We start from the raw sequence: 18,126 nt of genomic DNA, 5'->3' as shown, positions 1-18,126 counted from the left end.
AGTGTGAGTGCCTGACGGCCTCACACTGCGACAAAAACAGACAGGAATAAAATCTTGTCGGTTTCTTTGAAGCAGACCAGAAGTTATAAGTTAGAGATTGAACATAAGAGTTTGATCCTGGCTCAGATTGAACGCTGGCGGCATGCTTTACACATGCAAGTCGAACGGCAGCACGGAAGAGCTTGCTCTTTTGGTGGCGAGTGGCGAACGGGTGAGTAATGCATCGGAACGTACCGAGTAGTGGGGGATAACTGTCCGAAAGGATGGCTAATACCGCATACGCTTTGAGAAGGAAAGCGGGGGCTCTTAGGACCTCGCGCTATTCGAGCGGCCGATGTCTGATTAGCTAGTTGGTGGGGTAAGAGCCTACCAAGGCGACGATCAGTAGCGGGTCTGAGAGGATGATCCGCCACACTGGGACTGAGACACGGCCCAGACTCCTACGGGAGGCAGCAGTGGGGAATTTTGGACAATGGGGGCAACCCTGATCCAGCCATGCCGCGTGTCTGAAGAAGGCCTTCGGGTTGTAAAGGACTTTTGTCAGGGAAGAAAGGGTTTGTGCTAATACCACGAACATATGACGGTACCTGAAGAATAAGCACCGGCTAACTACGTGCCAGCAGCCGCGGTAATACGTAGGGTGCGAGCGTTAATCGGAATTACTGGGCGTAAAGCGGGCGCAGACGGTTACTTAAGTCAGATGTGAAATCCCCGGGCTCAACCTGGGAACTGCGTTTGAAACTGGGTAGCTAGAGTATGTCAGAGGGGGGTAGAATTCCACGTGTAGCAGTGAAATGCGTAGAGATGTGGAGGAATACCGATGGCGAAGGCAGCCCCCTGGGATAATACTGACGTTCATGCCCGAAAGCGTGGGTAGCAAACAGGATTAGATACCCTGGTAGTCCACGCCCTAAACGATGTCAATTAGCTGTTGGGGCACTTGATGCCTTAGTAGCGTAGCTAACGCGTGAAATTGACCGCCTGGGGAGTACGGTCGCAAGATTAAAACTCAAAGGAATTGACGGGGACCCGCACAAGCGGTGGATGATGTGGATTAATTCGATGCAACGCGAAGAACCTTACCTGGTCTTGACATGTACGGAATCCTCCAGAGACGGAGGAGTGCCTTCGGGAGCCGTAACACAGGTGCTGCATGGCTGTCGTCAGCTCGTGTCGTGAGATGTTGGGTTAAGTCCCGCAACGAGCGCAACCCTTGTCATTAGTTGCCATCATTAAGTTGGGCACTCTAATGAGACTGCCGGTGACAAGCCGGAGGAAGGTGGGGATGACGTCAAGTCCTCATGGCCCTTATGACCAGGGCTTCACACGTCATACAATGGTCGGTACAGAGGGTAGCCAAGCCGCGAGGTGGAGCCAATCTCATAAAACCGATCGTAGTCCGGATTGCACTCTGCAACTCGAGTGCATGAAGTCGGAATCGCTAGTAATCGCAGGTCAGCATACTGCGGTGAATACGTTCCCGGGTCTTGTACACACCGCCCGTCACACCATGGGAGTGGGGGATACCAGAAGTAGGTAGGGTAACCGCAAGGAGCCCGCTTACCACGGTATGCTTCATGACTGGGGTGAAGTCGTAACAAGGTAGCCGTAGGGGAACCTGCGGCTGGATCACCTCCTTTCTAGAGAAAAGAAGAGGTTGTTGGGTACTCACACTTATCGGTAAGCTGTGTAAAAGATGCATGAGAAGTTTTAAGAATGCTTATGCGCAAGCTATAAGCTGTCTGTTGTTAAGACAATAGAGACCTTGGGTTTGTAGCTCAGCTGGTTAGAGCACACGCTTGATAAGCGTGGGGTCGGAGGTTCAAGTCCTCCCAGACCCACCAGAGATTCTTCGGGCAGGTTGTAGAAGCTGTCCGGACGGATAAGGGGGCATAGCTCAGTTGGTAGAGCACCTGCTTTGCAAGCAGGGGGTCATCGGTTCGATCCCGTTTGCCTCCACCAAAAGCCGCTAGGTTAAAACATATTGCTACTTTTTAAATTAAAGCCAGCTTTAAAAGCTGTTTTTAATTTGCAAAGTGACTAAGCAACAGTCGTTGTTTAGTAGGCATGCATCGCTCTTTAACAAATTGGAAAGCCGAAATCAACAAACAAAGACAATGTCGATTTACCGAAAGGTAAGTTGTACAGTATTTGGGTGATGATTGTATCGAGTAACTTATGAAAGACAAAAGGCATAAGTTACACACAACAAAAGCAGTAAGCTTTATCAAAGTATGAACATCTAATCTGATTACTCGTCAACGGTAATTTAGATGAAGTCAAAGAGGTTCTTGAAATGATAGAGTCAAGTGAATAAGTGCATCAGGTGGATGCCTTGGCGATGATAGGCGAAGAAGGACGTGTAAGCCTGCGAAAAGCATCGGGGAGCTGGCAATAAAGCTATGATCCGGTGATGTCCGAATGGGGAAACCCACTGCATTCTGTGCAGTATCCGCTCCTGAATACATAGGGAGTGAGAAGCGAACCCGGAGAACTGAACCATCTAAGTACCCGGAGGAAAAGAAATCAACCGAGATTCCGCAAGTAGTGGCGAGCGAACGCGGAGGAGCCTGTATACGATAGCCATTGAGATAGAAGAACAAGCTGGGAAGCTTGGCCATAGTGGGTGACAGCCCCGTATTCGAAATTTCATTGGTGGTACTAAATATACGACAAGTAGGGCGGGACACGTGAAATCCTGTCTGAATATGGGGGGACCATCCTCCAAGGCTAAATACTCATCATCGACCGATAGTGAACCAGTACCGTGAGGGAAAGGCGAAAAGAACCCCGGGAGGGGAGTGAAATAGAACCTGAAACCTGATGCATACAAACAGTGGGAGCACCTTTAGGTGTGACTGCGTACCTTTTGTATAATGGGTCAACGACTTACATTCAGTAGCGAGCTTAACCGGATAGGGGAGGCGTAGGGAAACCGAGTCTTAATAGGGCGTCTAGTTGCTGGGTGTAGACCCGAAACCGAGTGATCTATCCATGGCCAGGATGAAGGTGCGGTAACACGCACTGGAGGTCCGAACCCACGCATGTTGCAAAATGCGGGGATGAGCTGTGGATAGGGGTGAAAGGCTAAACAAACTCGGAGATAGCTGGTTCTCCCCGAAAACTATTTAGGTAGTGCCTCATGTATCACTTCCGGGGGTAAAGCACTGTTATGGCTAGGGGGTCATTGCGACTTACCAACCCATGGCAAACTAAGAATACCGGAAAGTGCAATCATGGGAGACAGACAGCGGGTGCTAACGTCCGTTGTCGAAAGGGAAACAACCCAGACCGCCAGCTAAGGTCCCAAATGACAGATTAAGTGGTAAACGAAGTGGGAAGGCCCAGACAGCCAGGATGTTGGCTTAGAAGCAGCCATCATTTAAAGAAAGCGTAATAGCTCACTGGTCGAGTCGTCCTGCGCGGAAGATGTAACGGGGCTCAAATCTGTAACCGAAGCTGCGGATGCATGCTTGCATGCATGGTAGGGGAGCGTTCTGTAGGCCGAAGAAGGTGACTTGAGAAGGTTGCTGGAGGTATCAGAAGTGCGAATGTTGACATGAGTAGCGATAAAGCGGGTGAAAAGCCCGCTCGCCGAAAGCCCAAGGTTTCCTACGCAACGTTCATCGGCGTAGGGTGAGTCGGCCCCTAAGGCGAGGCAGAAATGCGTAGTCGATGGGAAACGGGTTAATATTCCCGTACTTGATTCAAATGCGATGTGGGGACGGAGAAGGTTAGGTTAGCAAGCTGTTGGAATAGCTTGTTCAAGCCGGTAGGTGGAAAGTTTAGGCAAATCCGGACTTTCATAACACCGAGAAGCGATAACGATTGTCTACGGACAAGAAGTAACCGATACCACGCTTCCAGGAAAAGCCACTAAGCTTCAGTTTGAATTGAACCGTACCGCAAACCGACACAGGTGGGCAGGATGAGAATTCTAAGGCGCTTGAGAGAACTCGGGAGAAGGAACTCGGCAAATTGATACCGTAACTTCGGGAGAAGGTATGCCCTTCGATGTGAAAGACTTGCTCTGTAAGCATTGGAGGGTCGCAGAGAATCGGTGGCTGCGACTGTTTATTAAAAACACAGCACTCTGCTAACACGAAAGTGGACGTATAGGGTGTGACGCCTGCCCGGTGCTGGAAGGTTAATTGAAGATGTGAGAGCATCGGATCGAAGCCCCAGTAAACGGCGGCCGTAACTATAACGGTCCTAAGGTAGCGAAATTCCTTGTCGGGTAAGTTCCGACCCGCACGAATGGCGTAACGATGGCCACACTGTCTCCTCCCGAGACTCAGCGAAGTTGAAATGGTTGTGAAGATGCAATCTCCCCGCTGCTAGACGGAAAGACCCCGTGAACCTTTACTGTAGCTTTGCATTGGACTTTGAAGTCACTTGTGTAGGATAGGTGGGAGGCTTTGAAGCAGAGACGCTAGTTTCTGTGGAGCCGTCCTTGAAATACCACCCTGGTGTCTTTGAGGTTCTAACCCAGGCCCGTAATCCGGGTCGGGGACCGTGCATGGTAGGCAGTTTGACTGGGGCGGTCTCCTCCCAAAGAGTAACGGAGGAGTTCGAAGGTTACCTAGGTCCGGTCGGAAATCGGACTGATAGTGCAATGGCAAAAGGTAGCTTAACTGCGAGACCGACAAGTCGAGCAGGTGCGAAAGCAGGACATAGTGATCCGGTGGTTCTGTATGGAAGGGCCATCGCTCAACGGATAAAAGGTACTCCGGGGATAACAGGCTGATTCCGCCCAAGAGTTCATATCGACGGCGGAGTTTGGCACCTCGATGTCGGCTCATCACATCCTGGGGCTGTAGTCGGTCCCAAGGGTATGGCTGTTCGCCATTTAAAGTGGTACGTGAGCTGGGTTTAAAACGTCGTGAGACAGTTTGGTCCCTATCTGCAGTGGGCGTTGGAAGTTTGACGGGGGCTGCTCCTAGTACGAGAGGACCGGAGTGGACGAACCTCTGGTGTACCGGTTGTGACGCCAGTCGCATTGCCGGGTAGCTAAGTTCGGAAGAGATAAGCGCTGAAGGCATCTAAGCGCGAAACTCGCCTGAAGATGAGACTTCCCTTGCGGTTTAACCGCACTAAAGAGTCGTTCGAGACCAGGACGTTGATAGGCAGGGTGTGGAAGCGTGGTAACACGTGGAGCTAACCTGTACTAATTGCTCGTGAGGCTTGACTCTATCATTTGAAGAACTTCAGATGAAAGCTTACTGTATCCTTCAAAAGGATACGATACAAACATTACCGAAACAGTTGATTGAAATAAAAACGGCTTTACCGATTTGACAGTTTAGTCTGGCGGCCATAGCGAGTTGGTCCCACGCCTTCCCATCCCGAACAGGACCGTGAAACGACTCAGCGCCGATGATAGTGTGGATACCCATGTGAAAGTAGGTCACTGCCAGACACTTATACCGAACCCCTGATAGAATACTATCAGGGGTTTTTGCTTTTTACAGAGATATATTACAAATACTTATTGTGACGTCATGACAACAGATATGATAAATGCAGTGATAATAATTGTTAATACTTGTATGCTGCTTTATGATGGGGCTGCTGTCTGGGAAGAAGACGGTATCTTATACACAACGACAAAGGAGCAGTGATGAAGCGTTATTTGTTGGGCATCTGGGCGGCGCTATCGGTGACGATGGCTGCGGCAGCGGTGAATATCAATACGGCGGGGGCGGAGGAGTTGGCCGAGCTGCCGGGTATCGGGCCCTCGAAGGCGGCGGCGATTGTGGCCTACCGTGATGAGAATGGTGCCTTTAAGTCGGTGGCAGAGTTGAAGAATGTGAAGGGGATTGGCGACGGTATTTTAGCGAAGGTACGCGAAGAGGCCGTTACCGCCGATAATGCCGACAATGCCAATAAAAAAGCCAAACCCGCTCTGAAAAAGTAAATATAGCCGCCATTTAGTTTACGAAATACCGGCAGTAAAATACTTATGCCCCCAAAGGGGGCATAACTTGCATAATAAACTATCTATTATTAAAACCGAATGAATTTTTTTTACTTTAATGATTAGTGGGTATTATTCATCTATGGGTTGAGGTTTAACCGTGGAACGTACATCACTACTTTTGCCTTTATGTTTTAAGATAGCTCGGTCTACTTTATCCATCAAAATGTCAATCGCAGCATACATATCAGATTCAACGGTTTGTATATGTAAATCTTTACCTGCCAAATGAACATCGGCTTCTGCTTGATTATTTAGTTTTTCTACCGATAAGGTGATAACGACAGAAATTACATTGGCGGCATGGCGGTTTATACGTTCTAATTTGCCGGTTACATGATTTTTAATGGCTTCGGTTACTTCAAAATTCAAACCGTTAATTTTTAAATTCATGGCGTTACTCCTTCAGTTAGGTTGTACCACCTGTGATATATAGGTGGTGGGGAAATCTTATTAAGTTGATTTTTGTACATAAGCCGTCTGAAAAGACAGAGTTCTCTTTGTTGGGAAGACTTATATATTTAATTAGATTAAGGTTTCCTTTGGTGTGCCCCTGGAATATTTAATGATTCACGATATTTGGCAACCGTACGCCTGGCAATTTCTATGCCTTGTTGTTTTAATAGTTGGCTTAAAGCTTCATCAGAATGTGGCTTACTTTTGTCTTCTGTTTCGACTAATTTGGCAATCATGGCTTTTACAGCACTTTGGCTGACGCCCTCTCCATCTCCTGATGAAACCGCTTGTGTGAAGAAATAGCGTAGCGCAAACACTCCGCGCGGGCAAGACAAATATTTATGATTTACGGCGCGTGATACTGTACTTTCAGCAACACCAAGCTCGGCAGCAGCATCTTTTATTAACATGGGGGTAAGGCCGATTTCTCCAAAGATAAAAAAATCTTCTTGTTTTGCTACAATATATTCTGCTAAACGCAAAACAGTACTCTTACGTAGTGCTAAACTGTCTATTTTTTGACGGGCTTCTTGAAGCTTTTCTTTCCATTCGGGGCTGATTTCTCCGACTTCTTTTAGTAGGTCGCAATATTCATTATTTAATTTTACTTTGGGCCAGATTTTTTCATTGCTACTTATACTCCAACCATTTTTATTTTCTTTAACAATAATATCCGGTTGTATATAGTGTGTTGGTTCGGTAGAGGAGAATCCGTATGCAGGGTAGGGGTTGAGGTTGGTCATTAAATCTAAGGCCGTCTGAATGGTATCGATATCGATATCGGGAAACCATTTGCGCATTTTGGTTATATTTTGTTGCCGGCTGCGGCTTAAATCATCTAAATGAAGCTGAGCAGTTTTAGCCGCAAGTTGGCGGGCAGGGGAGGCGGGCAGTCGCATCAATTGTAATAGCATGGATTCGGTAAGATTACTTGCTCCAACACCGGGGGGATCGAATGTTTGTAGAATATCCAATGCTTCATGCATGTCGGTTTCTTCCAACATCCATTCTAAAGGTGTGTGATCAAGTACTTCATCAAGGCTGTCGGTAAGATAGCCTTGATCGTCTAAAAAGTCGATGAGGATATGTATTCTGGCTGCTTCTGCTTCACTTAATGGATGCTCGCACACTTGTTTATGCAAATAGTCGTTAAAATTGTCTTTTTCGGCAATGGTTGCCCAGATATCTTCTGCATCCTCTCCACCAATTCCAGAACTTGTAGGTAAAGCTGCAGATAAGTGGTTTTGTTGAACATCTGAGGGTTCGTTGTCTTCCACTCGTTCTAAAAGAGGATTATCTTGTAGCCAGTCTTCAACTTCCCGATCCAGCTCCAACCCTGACATTTGCAGAATACGCAGTGATTGTTGCAGCTGTTGGTTCAGCTGTTGGGTTTGCTTGAGTTTTAATCCTAAGTTTTGGCTCATAATTTTTAGTTTCGTGAGTAAGTGCACCGCAATTTAGGGCAAAATAGAATAAATCTCGGATAAAGCAGAGGATATTTCAGAAGATATGAATAGGAAAGTAAACCTATGTATTTATTTTATATTTTACCCTTTAAATTTAATTCAATATCTTGTAATTTTTATTATAAATTGTTTATTTTTAAATACTTATATTTTAGGTAAGTTTTGATTAGATAATTAATAATTGAAATTCTCTCCTAAATAAACAGCTCTTACCTGCTCGTTACCAACTAATTCTTCAGGATGACCGGAAGCGAGTACGGCACCTTCACTAATAATATAACCACGATCACAAATTCTTAAGGTTTCACGTACGTTATGGTCGGTAATTAACACACCTATACCTCGTGTTTTAAGGAATTCGATAATTTTTTGAATATCAATGACGGCAATGGGGTCGACACCTGCAAACGGTTCGTCAAGCAAAATAAAGCGTGGCTGCATGGCTAATACACGGGCTATTTCGACCCTGCGGCGTTCACCACCTGAAAGAGATGGGGCTGGATTGTTGCGGAGTCGTTCAATATTTAGATCAGCCAGTAGTTTTTCTAATTCGGCATCAATTTTATTTTTATCTTTGAGGCTGATTTCCAAAATAGCACGGATATTTTGCTCTACCGTCATTTTTCGGAAAATCGATGCTTCCTGCGGCAAATAGCCAAGTCCCAAACGGGCACGTTCGTGTATTGGCAGATGGCGTATTTCTTGCCCATCAAGCGTTACACTGCCAGCATCGGCTGCAATCAAGCCTACAATCATATAAAAGCTGGTGGTTTTACCTGCTCCGTTGGGGCCGAGCAGGCCGACAACCTCTCCACTTTTAATTTCTAGTGAAAAATTTTTCACCACTTGGCGTTTTTTGAAGCTTTTTTGTAGGTTTTGTACGTTTAAACAGCTTTGGGTCATGAGGTACTCTTTAACTATGATTACTATTGTAATTTATTTTAATAACTTTTGAAAATATTTATTTAATGTTTGTGAAGATTTGTATATTAATAAAATAAATACGAGTGTTTGAATATATTTGTCTCGATGTGCTTTAGATGGCCGATGTGTTTTCAATTAAGGATAATGATAGGCCGTCTGAAATGGATTTGTCGTTTTCAGACGGCCAGTAAATATTATTTAGCGGAAGGTTGTATGACGACGGTAACACGTCGGTTACCACTCATTCCCGCTGCTTTACTGCCGTTCACAGTGTAGACTTCAGTACGAGTATTGTAGGTGATGGCGGCACCTTCAGCACTGTCGCCACCGCGTTGTACTTTAGCGTTACCTATCAGTTTTACGATATTGGTGGCAGATGCATATTCTACTTTGTTTGCTTGGCCGTTTACCGTACCTTTTCCGCCATCTAAAGTTTGTCCAAAGCGGACAGGCCGACCGTCAGCCGATATGGTTTGTTCGCCCTTACTGTTGCGTGATACGCGCACGCTGCCGGCATTAATATGTAACGTTCCTTGCTTGATAATCACATTGCCGCTGAAAGTAGTAACCTGATTGGCCTGATCAAGTGACCCTTGGTCGGCTTCGATCTGAATAGGTTGTTTGCGGTCGCTTTCCAGTGCGAATGCGGAGACCGGCACAGCAAGTACGGCGGTAAGAAGGGCAATATTAAATATTTTTGGGATCATAAATAATCGCTTTCACTCGGGAGGGCAGGTTCAGGAAGCCTTTATTGTAATCATAAACCAAGCCGTTTGCTGTGCCGTAGGATTCGCCGTAGCGGTATTCAACCGGTGCTTTGGTTTCGGCAATTTTTGTTTGCGTATCTACGATTAGGTTGCTGGTTTTTAAAATGCCGGCAGGGCGTTCTGCTTCTGCGGTTTTGGTTAATATAACATTTTCTTTAAAGGTAACCGTGCGGTTTTCGGTGTTGTAGCCGGCTTTGTTGCTTTCCACTTTGTAAAGCAATTTACCGTTGTCGTAGAGTACAAGTTGCGGTTTTTCAAAGGTTACTTCGTTGCTTTTAGGTAATTGCCAAGCGGCTTTGGCATTTAAATTTTCTTTCAGACGGCCTTGTTCGTCAAACCTTTTGCCATCAATACCGGACATGGCGTATTGAGGTTCGTTGGGATTGAGTTCAACCTCTTCAATATCGACTTCGCTGATGCGCCCGAGCCATGCGGAAAGGCCGCCTAGACAAATGGCTAGGATTAAGGGAAACAGCAAGCCGTGCCGCCATTTCATCATTTTATATACTCCTGCAAAGCATTTTCCAAGTTGCCTTGTGCCTGCATAATCAGGTCACACAATTCGCGAACAGCACCTTTCCCGGCACTCTTTTGCGTGACATAGGCTGCGTGTTGCAAGGTAAACCAATGTGCTTCGGGAACGGCCACAGGTAAACCGCAGCGCACCATCACCGGCAGATCAACCACGTCATCACCGATAAAGGCACATTCTTGTTCGCTGACGCCGGCTTGTGCGCATAAGTCGGCATAGGCGGCACGTTTGTCATGAATGCCTTTGTAGTAGTGGCGGATGCCGAGTTGCTTCACGCGTACGCCGACCGAAGGGGCATCACGGCCGGTAATAATGGCCGTCTGAACGCCGCTGGCCTGTAACATTTTCAGGCCGTGCCCGTCGAGGGTGTGGAATGATTTGATTTCTTCACCGTTGTCACGGATAAAAATACGTCCGTCAGTTAACACGCCGTCTACGTCCATAATCAGGAGTTTGATTTTGGCGGCACGGGTTTGGATTTCTGGAGAGAGCTCTTGCATGGATATATCTTTTTCAGACGGCTTTTAAAAGTGGTATTTTAACATTAAAGCAAGTAAAAGGCCGTCTGAAAAAGATTAGGGTTGGAAAATTGAATTTTACGGTATGTTTTATAGGCCGATTAATCGCGTGCAACCTAAATAGATACAGCCTGATGCCCTATACGGCTGTATTGTCTTCTTGATTGTCGTTCGGAGACTCGGGTAGGTTCAAGGCTTCTTCGGCGGCTTTTTCAGCCAAACTTTTTTCCAGTTGTTTACTGGCTTTTATCCCTAACTTACGCAGTTTTTCGGCACGGTTAACCAGATTGCCGCGGCCTTCGGAAAGCTGTTTGAAAGCCGATTGGTAATGGGTATGTGCCTGTTCGATATTTTTGCCGACGTTTTCTAGGGTAGAGATAAAGCCGACGAATTTATCGTAGAGTTTGCCGCCTTCTTCGGCGATGGTGAGGGCATTTTGGTTTTGTTGCTCGTTGCGCCAGATATTGGCAACTGTACGCAGGGTGGCCAGCAGGGTGCTGGGGCCGACGGGCATAATGCGTTTGTCGAAGCATTCTTGGAAGAGGGTGTCGTCGTGTTGCAGGGCGAGCAGATAGGCAGGCTCGACCGGAATAAACATGAAGACAAAATCCAATGTGTTCACGCCTTCTATATCGTTATATTGTTTCAGCGACAGGCTTTTCACGTGCGCCCGTACGCTGGCGATATGGGCGGCCAATTCGCGTTCGGCTTCGGCCGGTGTTTGTGCCTGTGTGTAGCGCACATAAGCGGTAAGCGATACTTTGCTGTCGATAATGATTTGTTTGTTATCGGGCAGGTTGACCAAAACGTCGGGTTGCAGGCGGCGGGTGCTGCCATCTTCTTCGCGACGCGTACCGGCGGCTTGGACAATGTATTCCCGGCCTTTGGTGAGGCCTGAGTTTTCCAAAACGGTTTCCAATACCATTTCCCCCCAGTTGCCTTGTGTTTTGTTTTGTACGCCGGTGAGTGCGTCGGTGAGGGCTTTGGCATCGGTATGCAGTTGGGTGTTGAGGGTTTGCAGGCGCTTGAGCTCGTTTTCAAGAGTTAGCCGCTCTTTGGCTTCTTTTTCGTAGGTGGTTTGTACCAATTCGCTGAATTTGCCCATGCGTTCGTTGAGTGGAGTGAGCAGGCGGTGGATGCTTTCGGTATTGTGCTCGGTGAAGCGTTTGGTTTTTTCTTCGAGAATGCTGTTGGCCAGGTTTTGGAATTGGTCGGTCATGCTTTGGCGGGCTTCGGTCAGCAGTTCGATTTTTTCCTGTTGGGCGGCGCGTTCCTGATCGATTTGGGTGTGCAGGCGTTCGTTGCGGATACGGGTGTCGGCCAGTTGTTGTTGCAATTCTTGATAGTCTTCTTTCAAACGGCCTAATTCTTGTTCGCGCTCTTGCAGGCTGTTGATGTGTTGCTGTGCGGCGGCCAAACGGCTGTGGATTTCTTGAAGTTTGTCTTGCGTTTCTTGTTGGTGGTGCCGGCTTTGCGCCAGTTCGTTTTGCAAAGGTTCGATTTGGCGGTTGCGGGTTTCGGAGGCGGCCAGATGGGTTTGGGCCGTCTGAAACTGTTGTTGCAATTCGGTTAAGGCATGCTCGGCTTCGGTATGCTGTTGCGTGGCGGTTTCATATTGGCGAGTGCGTTCGGTTAATTGCTGATTTAGGTGGTTTCGCTCGTTGCGGTGTTTGCTGCGTAATATCAGCCAAGTCAATAATATGCCGAACAATAAGGCGGCAATGGCGGTGAGTATCAGATAAAGGGTGAAGTCGTTGGCATTCATAGTGATAGGGCCGTCTGAAAAACAAAGCGGTATGCACTATAACAAAGAAATGCCGGCTTTCGAAAGGGAAATAACGGATAGGGCTTGATGGGTTTTCAGACGGCTTGCACTATCGTTCTAACCATTAAAGAAGTAGAAGGCCGTCTGAAAGGTGATATTTCAGACGGCCTTTTATTTGAAAATAAAGCGTTATGGTTGGATAAACAAGCGCTTGCTGGGCAGTTCGTTTAATACGTCTTTATCCGAATATCCGCCGATGCGTGGTTTGACCAAGCGCGAGTTGACATAACCGTAAACGGGAATAATGGCGGTGTCGCGGTCGATTAAGACTTCGGCCTGCGTATAGTATTCGGCACGTTGTTGGTCGCTGATGCCCGCTTGCAGGGTTTGTGCGAGTAGGGCGTCGTATTCGGGATTTTTATAGAAAGCGCGGTTGCTGCTGTTGTCCGATTGCAGGGTGTTTAAGAAGGTGGACGGTTCGTTGTAGTCGCCGCACCAAGAGGCGCGGGCGATTTGATAGTTGCCGCTGCGCCGGTTGTCGAGATAGGTTTTCCATTCTTGGTTTTCGAGATTGACTTTCACAAAACCGAATGCCTGCTGCCACATTGAGGCGGCGGCAATGGAGATTTTTTTGTGCTGTTCGGAAGTGTTGTAAAGGAAATTAAACGTGAGCGGGTGGTTTTCATCATACCCGGCTTCGGCTAATAGCTTTTTGGCTTCGGTAACGCGAGCTGGATAAGCGAGTTTGCGCCATTCGGGATCATAAGGCACAAAGCCGCTAGTGCCGACGCGGGTCAGGTTGTAGGCGGCTTCTTCACCGCGCCCGAGTACTTTGGAGGCAATGATGTCGCGGTCGAGTGCCAGCGATAAGGCTTTGCGGACGCGCACGTCGTCAAAAGGCGGCTTTTGGTTGTTGATTTCAAAATAGTAGGTACATAAATACGGGCTGCGCTTGAGTTGCTGCGGATATTTTTCTTGCAAGCCGGCATACATTTCAGGCGGCAGGGCATCGGTAATATCGATTTCGCCGGCTTCATAGCGGGCAACATCATCGGTTTGCGAACCGATCGGTACAAATACCACTCTTTCAATTTTGACATGATCGGCATCGCGGTATTGGGGATTTTTCACCAGTTCGATACGTTCGTTGACCACCCATTTGTCCATCACATAGGCGCCGTTGCCGACAAAGTTTTCGGGCTGTGTCCATTTGACACCGTATTTTTCCACGGTTGCACGGTGTACCGGCTTGGTGGCGGCGTGATAGAGCATTTGGGGGAAATAGGGCACGGCGGCGGTGAGGGTGATTTGCAAAGTATGCGGATCAACGGCTTTAACGCCTAAGCTGTCGGCCGGTTTTTTACCATCGAGAATATCGTCTATATTCGCTATTTTGGCCGCCTGAAGATAAGAAGCATATTGGGATGCAGTTTTCGGATCAACCAAACGCCGCCAACTATAAACAAAATCTTCGGCGGTAACGGGATCGCCGTTGCTCCAGCGGGCATCGGGGCGCAGTTTGAAAGTCCATATTTTATTGTCGGCGCTTTCCCATGATTCGGCAACGGCCGGAATAATGGCACCCGTTTCATCGGTTTCTACCAATCCTTCCAATAGGTCGCGCACAATATTGATTTCGGGCACGCCGGTAATCTGATGGGGGTCGAGAGACTGCGGTTCGGTAACGTTATTTCGGGTAACGATAGAGGCGGAAGGCTGCTGTGTTCCCGCCGATTGTTGCGGGTTGTCGGATGATTGGCCGCATGCGGTAAGCAGGATAGCGGCAACGGCATAAGCGGAAAAACGGAACGGGGAAAACGACATAATGGCCTCCTATTTTCAGATGCCTGAATATAACTGAAATTATTTTGTAATGAAACCGAAATCAGATAAGAGGCCGTCTGAAATGAATAATTGTTTCAGACGGCCTCTAAGGTTTATTAATTTATAAATAATAAGATGGCATTATACCGCTACTGGGGCTTTAATATGCGGATGAGGGTCGTAATCCGTCAGCTCGAAATCCTCAAAGCGGAACGAGAATAAATCGGTCACTTCCGGGTTGATTTTCATTTTCGGCAGCGCGCGCGGGGTACGGCTTAATTGCAGTTCGGCTTGCTCGAAATGGTTGCTGTATAGATGGGCATCGCCGAAGGTATGGATAAACTCACCCGCTTCCAAACCGCACACTTGGGCAACCATCATGGTTAGCAAGGCGTAGCTGGCGATATTAAACGGCACGCCCAGAAAAATATCGGCACTGCGTTGGTAAAGCTGGCAGGAAAGCTGGCCGTTGACAACATAAAATTGAAACAGGGCATGACAGGGCGGAAGCGCCATTTCTTCAATTAAGGCCGGATTCCATGCCGAAACCATTAAGCGGCGGCTGTCGGGATTGTTTTTAATTTGTTGGATGACGTTGGCGATTTGGTCGATGTGTCTGCCGTCGGGAGCGGGCCAACTGCGCCATTGATAGCCGTAAACCGGGCCTAAATTGCCGTTTTCGTCTGCCCATTCGTCCCAAATAGACACTTGATTGTCTTTTAAATATTGGATATTGGTGTCACCTTTGAGAAACCAAAGCAGCTCGTGGATAATCGAACGCAGATGTAGTTTTTTGGTGGTTAGTAGCGGAAAACCTTCCCGCAAATCGAAGCGCATCTGATAACCGAATACGGAACGGGTACCCGTACCGGTACGGTCGGATTTATCGGCACCGTGTTCGAGTACATGGCGCATCAGGTCGAGATAGGCCTTCATTAAGTATCCTTATAATAAAAATAGATTGATGGTGATGGCTTTTGAAAGCCGCTATTGTAACATTTAGTTGCCGTATTAAGTCAGTTTGGCGGATAGTGTTTGGAAGGGCATGGTGTATGGTATTAAAAACCGCAAAAAAAATTAAAAATAACAAAATTTGCTAATTCAATTTCTATCAAATAATGTTTAATTTTATTTTTTATAAATTATGTGAAATTAAAATTTAAAAATAAAAAAATTATAGTGTTAAAGTTGAAAAATAAAATAACTGAAAACGAAAAATGTTAACAATTTCAGCTTGGCAAGAAGTAGGAACAGGGTTATATTTCCCACTCTAAAATTTATTTTATTTGCTTGTTAAGTAAATTTAATTGCCACTACTTTTTGGAGCGTATGTTATGTCTGCTAATCTCAATGACCTTTTTGAAAAAATCAAACAGCGCGACCCCAATCAGCCTGTTTTCCACCAAGCCGTAGAAGAAGTATTCGGCAGCTTGGCGCCCTTTTTGGCAAAAAATCCGAAGTATACCCAATATAATTTGTTGGAACGCCTAGTAGAGCCGGAACGTGTAGTGATGTTCCGCGTGCCCTGGGTGGATGATAAAGGCGAAGTACAGGTAAACCGTGGTTTCCGCGTACAAATGTCTTCGGCTATCGGCCCTTATAAAGGCGGCTTGCGTTTTCACCCGACGGTCGACTTGGGCGTATTGAAGTTTTTGGCATTCGAGCAAGTATTTAAAAACGCACTGACCACATTGCCGATGGGCGGTGGTAAAGGCGGTTCTGATTTTGATCCTAAAGGCAAGAGCGATGCCGAAGTGATGCGTTTTTGCCAATCATTCATGAGCGAACTTTACCGCCATATCGGTGCCGATACCGACGTGCCGGCCGGCGATATCGGTGTCGGCGGTCGTGAAATCGGCTTCCTATTTGGGCAATACAAACGTTTGAGCAATCAGTTTACTTCCGTGTTGACCGGTAAAGGTTTGAACTACGGCGGTAGTCTAATCCGCCCGGAAGCAACCGGCTACGGAACTGTTTATTTTGCCGACAACATGTTGAAAACCAGAGGCAACAGCATGGGGGCGAAGCGGGTACTGATTTCCGGTTCCGGTAATGTTGCCCAGTATGCGGCTGAAAAAGCGATTCAGTTGGGCGCGAAAGTATTAACCGTTTCCGATTCCAACGGTTTCGTACTCTTCCCCGACAGCGGCATGACCGAAGCGCATTTGGCTGCATTAATCGAATTGAAAGAAGTTCGCCGCGAACGCTTATCCGTATATGCACAAGAGCAAGACCTACAATATTTTGCCGATAAAAAACCTTGGGGTGTGGCTTGCGATGTGGCACTGCCTTGCGCAACGCAAAACGAGCTGGATGAATCAGATGCTAAAACACTGCTGTCTAACGGTTGCTTCTGTGTGGCGGAGGGTGCCAATATGCCTTCTACATTAGGAGCAATTGAGGCCTTTATTGATGCAAAAATCCTGTTTTCTCCGGGTAAAGCATCCAATGCCGGCGGTGTAGCTACTTCAGGCTTGGAAATGAGCCAAAACCACATCCGTCTGTCTTGGAGCCGTGAAGAAGTAGATAGAAGACTCTTCGGTATTATGGAAAATATCCATGAAAACTGTGTGGCCAATGGCAAAGAAGGCGACTTTATCAACTATCTGAACGGCGCCAATATTGCCGGCTTTAAGAAAGTGGCCGATGCTATGCTGGCGCAAGGTGTAGTTTAACCGGTTGCTTTCTAAAGATATAAAAGGCCGTCTGAAAGGTTTTCAGACGGCTTATTTATTTTAATCAAAAGAATTAAACAGTTACTTTAATGGTTCTAAAAGTTTGTCAAATGCATCTTCAAACTGTTTTAAACCGTCTTCCTGCAATCGGGCGGCAAGTGCTTCTAGGTCGACGCCTAGTTTTTCAGTTTCGGCCAGTTGTGCTTCGGCGGTTTCAACATCTTGCGTTAACGTTTGTGCTGCCGTGCCGTGGTCGATAAAGGCTTTTAATGTGGCATCGGGGACGGTATTGACGGTGTTGGGGCCGATTAGGCTGTCTACATAGAGTGTGTCGGGATAGCTGGGGTTTTTCACGCCGGTAGATGCCCATAATAGTTGTACGGGGTTGGCACCTTGTGCTTCGAGTGCTTTGAAACGCTCGCTGCCGAAAAAGTTTTGCCAGTCGCGATAGGCGGTTTTGGCCAAAGCAATGGCGATTTTGCCTTGCAGGTGTGCTGGTAGGGTGGTATCAATGGCATGGTCGATGCGGGAAAGGAAAAAGCTGGCCACAACTTGGATATTGTCAACCGGTAAACCGGCTTTCAGACGGCTTTCGATTCCGGCAACATAGGCTTCATAGGCCTTTAAGGTTTGCCGGCGTGAAAAGATTAAGGTTAGGTTGATACTGATGCCGTCGGCAACCAGTTGGGTTAGCGCTTTTATGCCTTCGTCGGTAGTCGGCACTTTAATCATCACGTTTTTGCGGTTGATGGCGGCGTGCAGGCGTTTGGCTTCGGCAACGGTGCCTTCGGTGTCGTGTGATAAATCGGGCGCGACTTCAAGGCTGACAAAGCCGGTTTTGCCGCCGGTCGATTCAAATTCGGGCAGGCAGACGTCGCAGGCGGCTTGAACATCGGCAATCGCCAGTGTTTCGTAACGTTGTTTGGGGGCAAGGTCTTGTTGTTTCAGCTTGGCGATTTCGTCGGCGTAAAGGGTGTCGCCCGCAAAAGCTTTTTGGAAAATAGCAGGGTTGGATGTAACACCGCACACCCCTTGTTGCAACATTTTTGCAAGTTCACCACTCTGAATCAGTGAGCGAGACAGGTTGTCGAGCCAGATTTGTTGGCCCAATGCTTTAACGTCCGATAAAATAGTCATCTCTGAAATCCTTATAATTGATACTAAGTAATGGGAAATCCTAACCTGAATCCGCGTGTTTGGATAGCCCTACGGGAAAACAAAT

General features: G+C 47.3%; 13 protein-coding genes, 2 tRNA genes and 3 rRNA genes. 8 read left to right on the top strand and 10 right to left on the bottom strand.

Features of this window, described 5'->3' with window-relative positions:
• Positions 1 to 99 precede the first annotated feature (99 nt).
• From D0T92_RS00085 to D0T92_RS00060, 6 genes are all read left to right on the top strand, one after another.
• Positions 100 to 1,640 (top strand): 16S ribosomal RNA (locus D0T92_RS00085).
• Between the two features lie 127 nt (positions 1,641 to 1,767).
• Positions 1,768 to 1,844, top strand: a tRNA-Ile gene (locus D0T92_RS00080).
• A gap of 42 nt (positions 1,845 to 1,886) precedes the next feature.
• Positions 1,887 to 1,962: transfer RNA gene (locus D0T92_RS00075), tRNA-Ala, on the top strand.
• A gap of 341 nt (positions 1,963 to 2,303) precedes the next feature.
• Positions 2,304 to 5,192: ribosomal RNA gene (locus tag D0T92_RS00070) — 23S ribosomal RNA — on the top strand.
• A gap of 114 nt (positions 5,193 to 5,306) precedes the next feature.
• Positions 5,307 to 5,419: ribosomal RNA gene (gene rrf / locus D0T92_RS00065) — 5S ribosomal RNA — on the top strand.
• Together the 16S, 23S and 5S rRNA genes with 2 tRNA genes alongside form the textbook arrangement of a ribosomal RNA operon.
• Positions 5,420 to 5,620: 201 nt before the next feature.
• Positions 5,621 to 5,917 (top strand): ComEA family DNA-binding protein, encoded by a 297-nt coding sequence (locus tag D0T92_RS00060; protein ID WP_151049076.1) that lies wholly within the window; start codon positions 5,621 to 5,623, stop codon positions 5,915 to 5,917.
• A 132-nt stretch (positions 5,918 to 6,049) separates the two neighbouring features.
• Here D0T92_RS00060 and hpf read toward each other — a convergent pair whose 3' ends face one another.
• The 7 genes from hpf to rmuC form a co-directional block, all read right to left on the bottom strand.
• Positions 6,050 to 6,370 (bottom strand): ribosome hibernation-promoting factor, HPF/YfiA family, encoded by a 321-nt coding sequence (gene hpf, locus D0T92_RS00055; RefSeq protein WP_151049074.1) that lies wholly within the window; start codon positions 6,368 to 6,370, stop codon positions 6,050 to 6,052.
• A gap of 137 nt (positions 6,371 to 6,507) precedes the next feature.
• A complete protein-coding gene (gene rpoN, locus D0T92_RS00050; RefSeq protein ID WP_151049072.1) occupies positions 6,508 to 7,857 on the bottom strand; it encodes an RNA polymerase factor sigma-54 in 1,350 nt (449 codons plus the stop codon).
• Positions 7,858 to 8,073: 216 nt separating this feature from the next.
• A complete protein-coding gene (gene lptB, locus D0T92_RS00045; protein ID WP_151049070.1) occupies positions 8,074 to 8,802 on the bottom strand; it encodes an LPS export ABC transporter ATP-binding protein in 729 nt (242 codons plus the stop codon).
• A gap of 215 nt (positions 8,803 to 9,017) precedes the next feature.
• Entirely contained in the window at positions 9,018 to 9,530 is a 513-nt protein-coding gene (lptA, locus tag D0T92_RS00040; protein ID WP_151049068.1) for a lipopolysaccharide transport periplasmic protein LptA, read from the bottom strand.
• Positions 9,511 to 10,089, bottom strand: coding sequence for an LPS export ABC transporter periplasmic protein LptC (gene lptC / locus D0T92_RS00035; RefSeq protein WP_151049066.1), 579 nt, complete (start codon positions 10,087 to 10,089; stop codon positions 9,511 to 9,513). Before lptC ends, lptA begins: the two co-directional genes overlap by 20 nt.
• The gene (gene kdsC / locus D0T92_RS00030) at positions 10,086 to 10,622 is read right to left on the bottom strand and encodes a 3-deoxy-manno-octulosonate-8-phosphatase KdsC (protein WP_151049064.1); all 537 of its coding nucleotides are present in this window, start codon (positions 10,620 to 10,622) and stop codon (positions 10,086 to 10,088) included. The genes lptC and kdsC overlap by 4 nt, the downstream gene beginning before the upstream one ends.
• Positions 10,623 to 10,779: 157 nt before the next feature.
• The gene (gene rmuC / locus D0T92_RS00025; protein ID WP_151049062.1) at positions 10,780 to 12,405 is read right to left on the bottom strand and encodes a DNA recombination protein RmuC; all 1,626 of its coding nucleotides are present in this window, start codon (positions 12,403 to 12,405) and stop codon (positions 10,780 to 10,782) included.
• 87 nt (positions 12,406 to 12,492) lie between these two features.
• Here rmuC and D0T92_RS11310 point away from each other — a divergent pair, with 87 nt between their 5' ends.
• Positions 12,493 to 12,636, top strand: a complete 144-nt coding sequence (locus D0T92_RS11310; protein ID WP_191963645.1) for a hypothetical protein — start codon at positions 12,493 to 12,495, stop codon at positions 12,634 to 12,636.
• Here the strand turns inward: D0T92_RS11310 and D0T92_RS00020 are convergent.
• Both D0T92_RS00020 and D0T92_RS00015 read right to left on the bottom strand, forming a co-directional pair.
• Positions 12,595 to 14,229, bottom strand: coding sequence for an ABC transporter substrate-binding protein (locus D0T92_RS00020; protein WP_151049060.1), 1,635 nt, complete (start codon positions 14,227 to 14,229; stop codon positions 12,595 to 12,597). The genes D0T92_RS11310 and D0T92_RS00020 overlap by 42 nt on opposite strands.
• Before the next feature lie 141 nt (positions 14,230 to 14,370).
• Positions 14,371 to 15,165 (bottom strand): thymidylate synthase, encoded by a 795-nt coding sequence (locus D0T92_RS00015; protein WP_151049058.1) that lies wholly within the window; start codon positions 15,163 to 15,165, stop codon positions 14,371 to 14,373.
• Positions 15,166 to 15,563: 398 nt separating this feature from the next.
• Between D0T92_RS00015 and gdhA the strand changes: the two genes are divergently transcribed.
• The gene (gdhA, locus tag D0T92_RS00010; RefSeq protein ID WP_151049056.1) at positions 15,564 to 16,904 is read left to right on the top strand and encodes an NADP-specific glutamate dehydrogenase; all 1,341 of its coding nucleotides are present in this window, start codon (positions 15,564 to 15,566) and stop codon (positions 16,902 to 16,904) included.
• Between the two features lie 81 nt (positions 16,905 to 16,985).
• Here the strand turns inward: gdhA and tal are convergent, their stop codons facing one another.
• On the bottom strand, positions 16,986 to 18,041 hold the full coding sequence (tal, locus tag D0T92_RS00005) for a transaldolase (protein ID WP_151049054.1): 1,056 nt from the start codon (positions 18,039 to 18,041) through the stop codon (positions 16,986 to 16,988).
• Positions 18,042 to 18,126 lie beyond the last annotated feature (85 nt).

The sequence above is a fragment of the Neisseria zalophi genome (genome assembly GCF_008807015.1).
GTDB classification, from domain to species: Bacteria; Pseudomonadota; Gammaproteobacteria; order Burkholderiales; family Neisseriaceae; genus Neisseria; species Neisseria zalophi.
The sequence above is the reverse complement of the archived record's forward strand: the minus strand, read 5'-3'. Positions and strand labels throughout refer to the sequence as shown.

Excerpts from the sequence above, each read along its gene's own strand:
- D0T92_RS00060 (WP_151049076.1), top strand. The coding sequence starts at position 5,621 with ATGAAGCGTTATTTGTTGGGCATCTGGGCGGCGCTATCGGTGACGATG.
- hpf (WP_151049074.1), bottom strand. The coding sequence starts at position 6,370 with ATGAATTTAAAAATTAACGGTTTGAATTTTGAAGTAACCGAAGCCATT.
- rpoN (WP_151049072.1), bottom strand. The coding sequence starts at position 7,857 with ATGAGCCAAAACTTAGGATTAAAACTCAAGCAAACCCAACAGCTGAAC.
- lptB (WP_151049070.1), bottom strand. The coding sequence starts at position 8,802 with ATGACCCAAAGCTGTTTAAACGTACAAAACCTACAAAAAAGCTTCAAA.
- lptA (WP_151049068.1), bottom strand. The coding sequence starts at position 9,530 with ATGATCCCAAAAATATTTAATATTGCCCTTCTTACCGCCGTACTTGCT.
- lptC (WP_151049066.1), bottom strand. The coding sequence starts at position 10,089 with ATGATGAAATGGCGGCACGGCTTGCTGTTTCCCTTAATCCTAGCCATT.
- kdsC (WP_151049064.1), bottom strand. The coding sequence starts at position 10,622 with ATGCAAGAGCTCTCTCCAGAAATCCAAACCCGTGCCGCCAAAATCAAA.
- rmuC (WP_151049062.1), bottom strand. The coding sequence starts at position 12,405 with ATGAATGCCAACGACTTCACCCTTTATCTGATACTCACCGCCATTGCC.
- D0T92_RS11310 (WP_191963645.1), top strand. The coding sequence starts at position 12,493 with ATGGGTTTTCAGACGGCTTGCACTATCGTTCTAACCATTAAAGAAGTA.
- D0T92_RS00020 (WP_151049060.1), bottom strand. The coding sequence starts at position 14,229 with ATGTCGTTTTCCCCGTTCCGTTTTTCCGCTTATGCCGTTGCCGCTATC.
- D0T92_RS00015 (WP_151049058.1), bottom strand. The coding sequence starts at position 15,165 with ATGAAGGCCTATCTCGACCTGATGCGCCATGTACTCGAACACGGTGCC.
- gdhA (WP_151049056.1), top strand. The coding sequence starts at position 15,564 with ATGTCTGCTAATCTCAATGACCTTTTTGAAAAAATCAAACAGCGCGAC.
- tal (WP_151049054.1), bottom strand. The coding sequence starts at position 18,041 with ATGACTATTTTATCGGACGTTAAAGCATTGGGCCAACAAATCTGGCTC.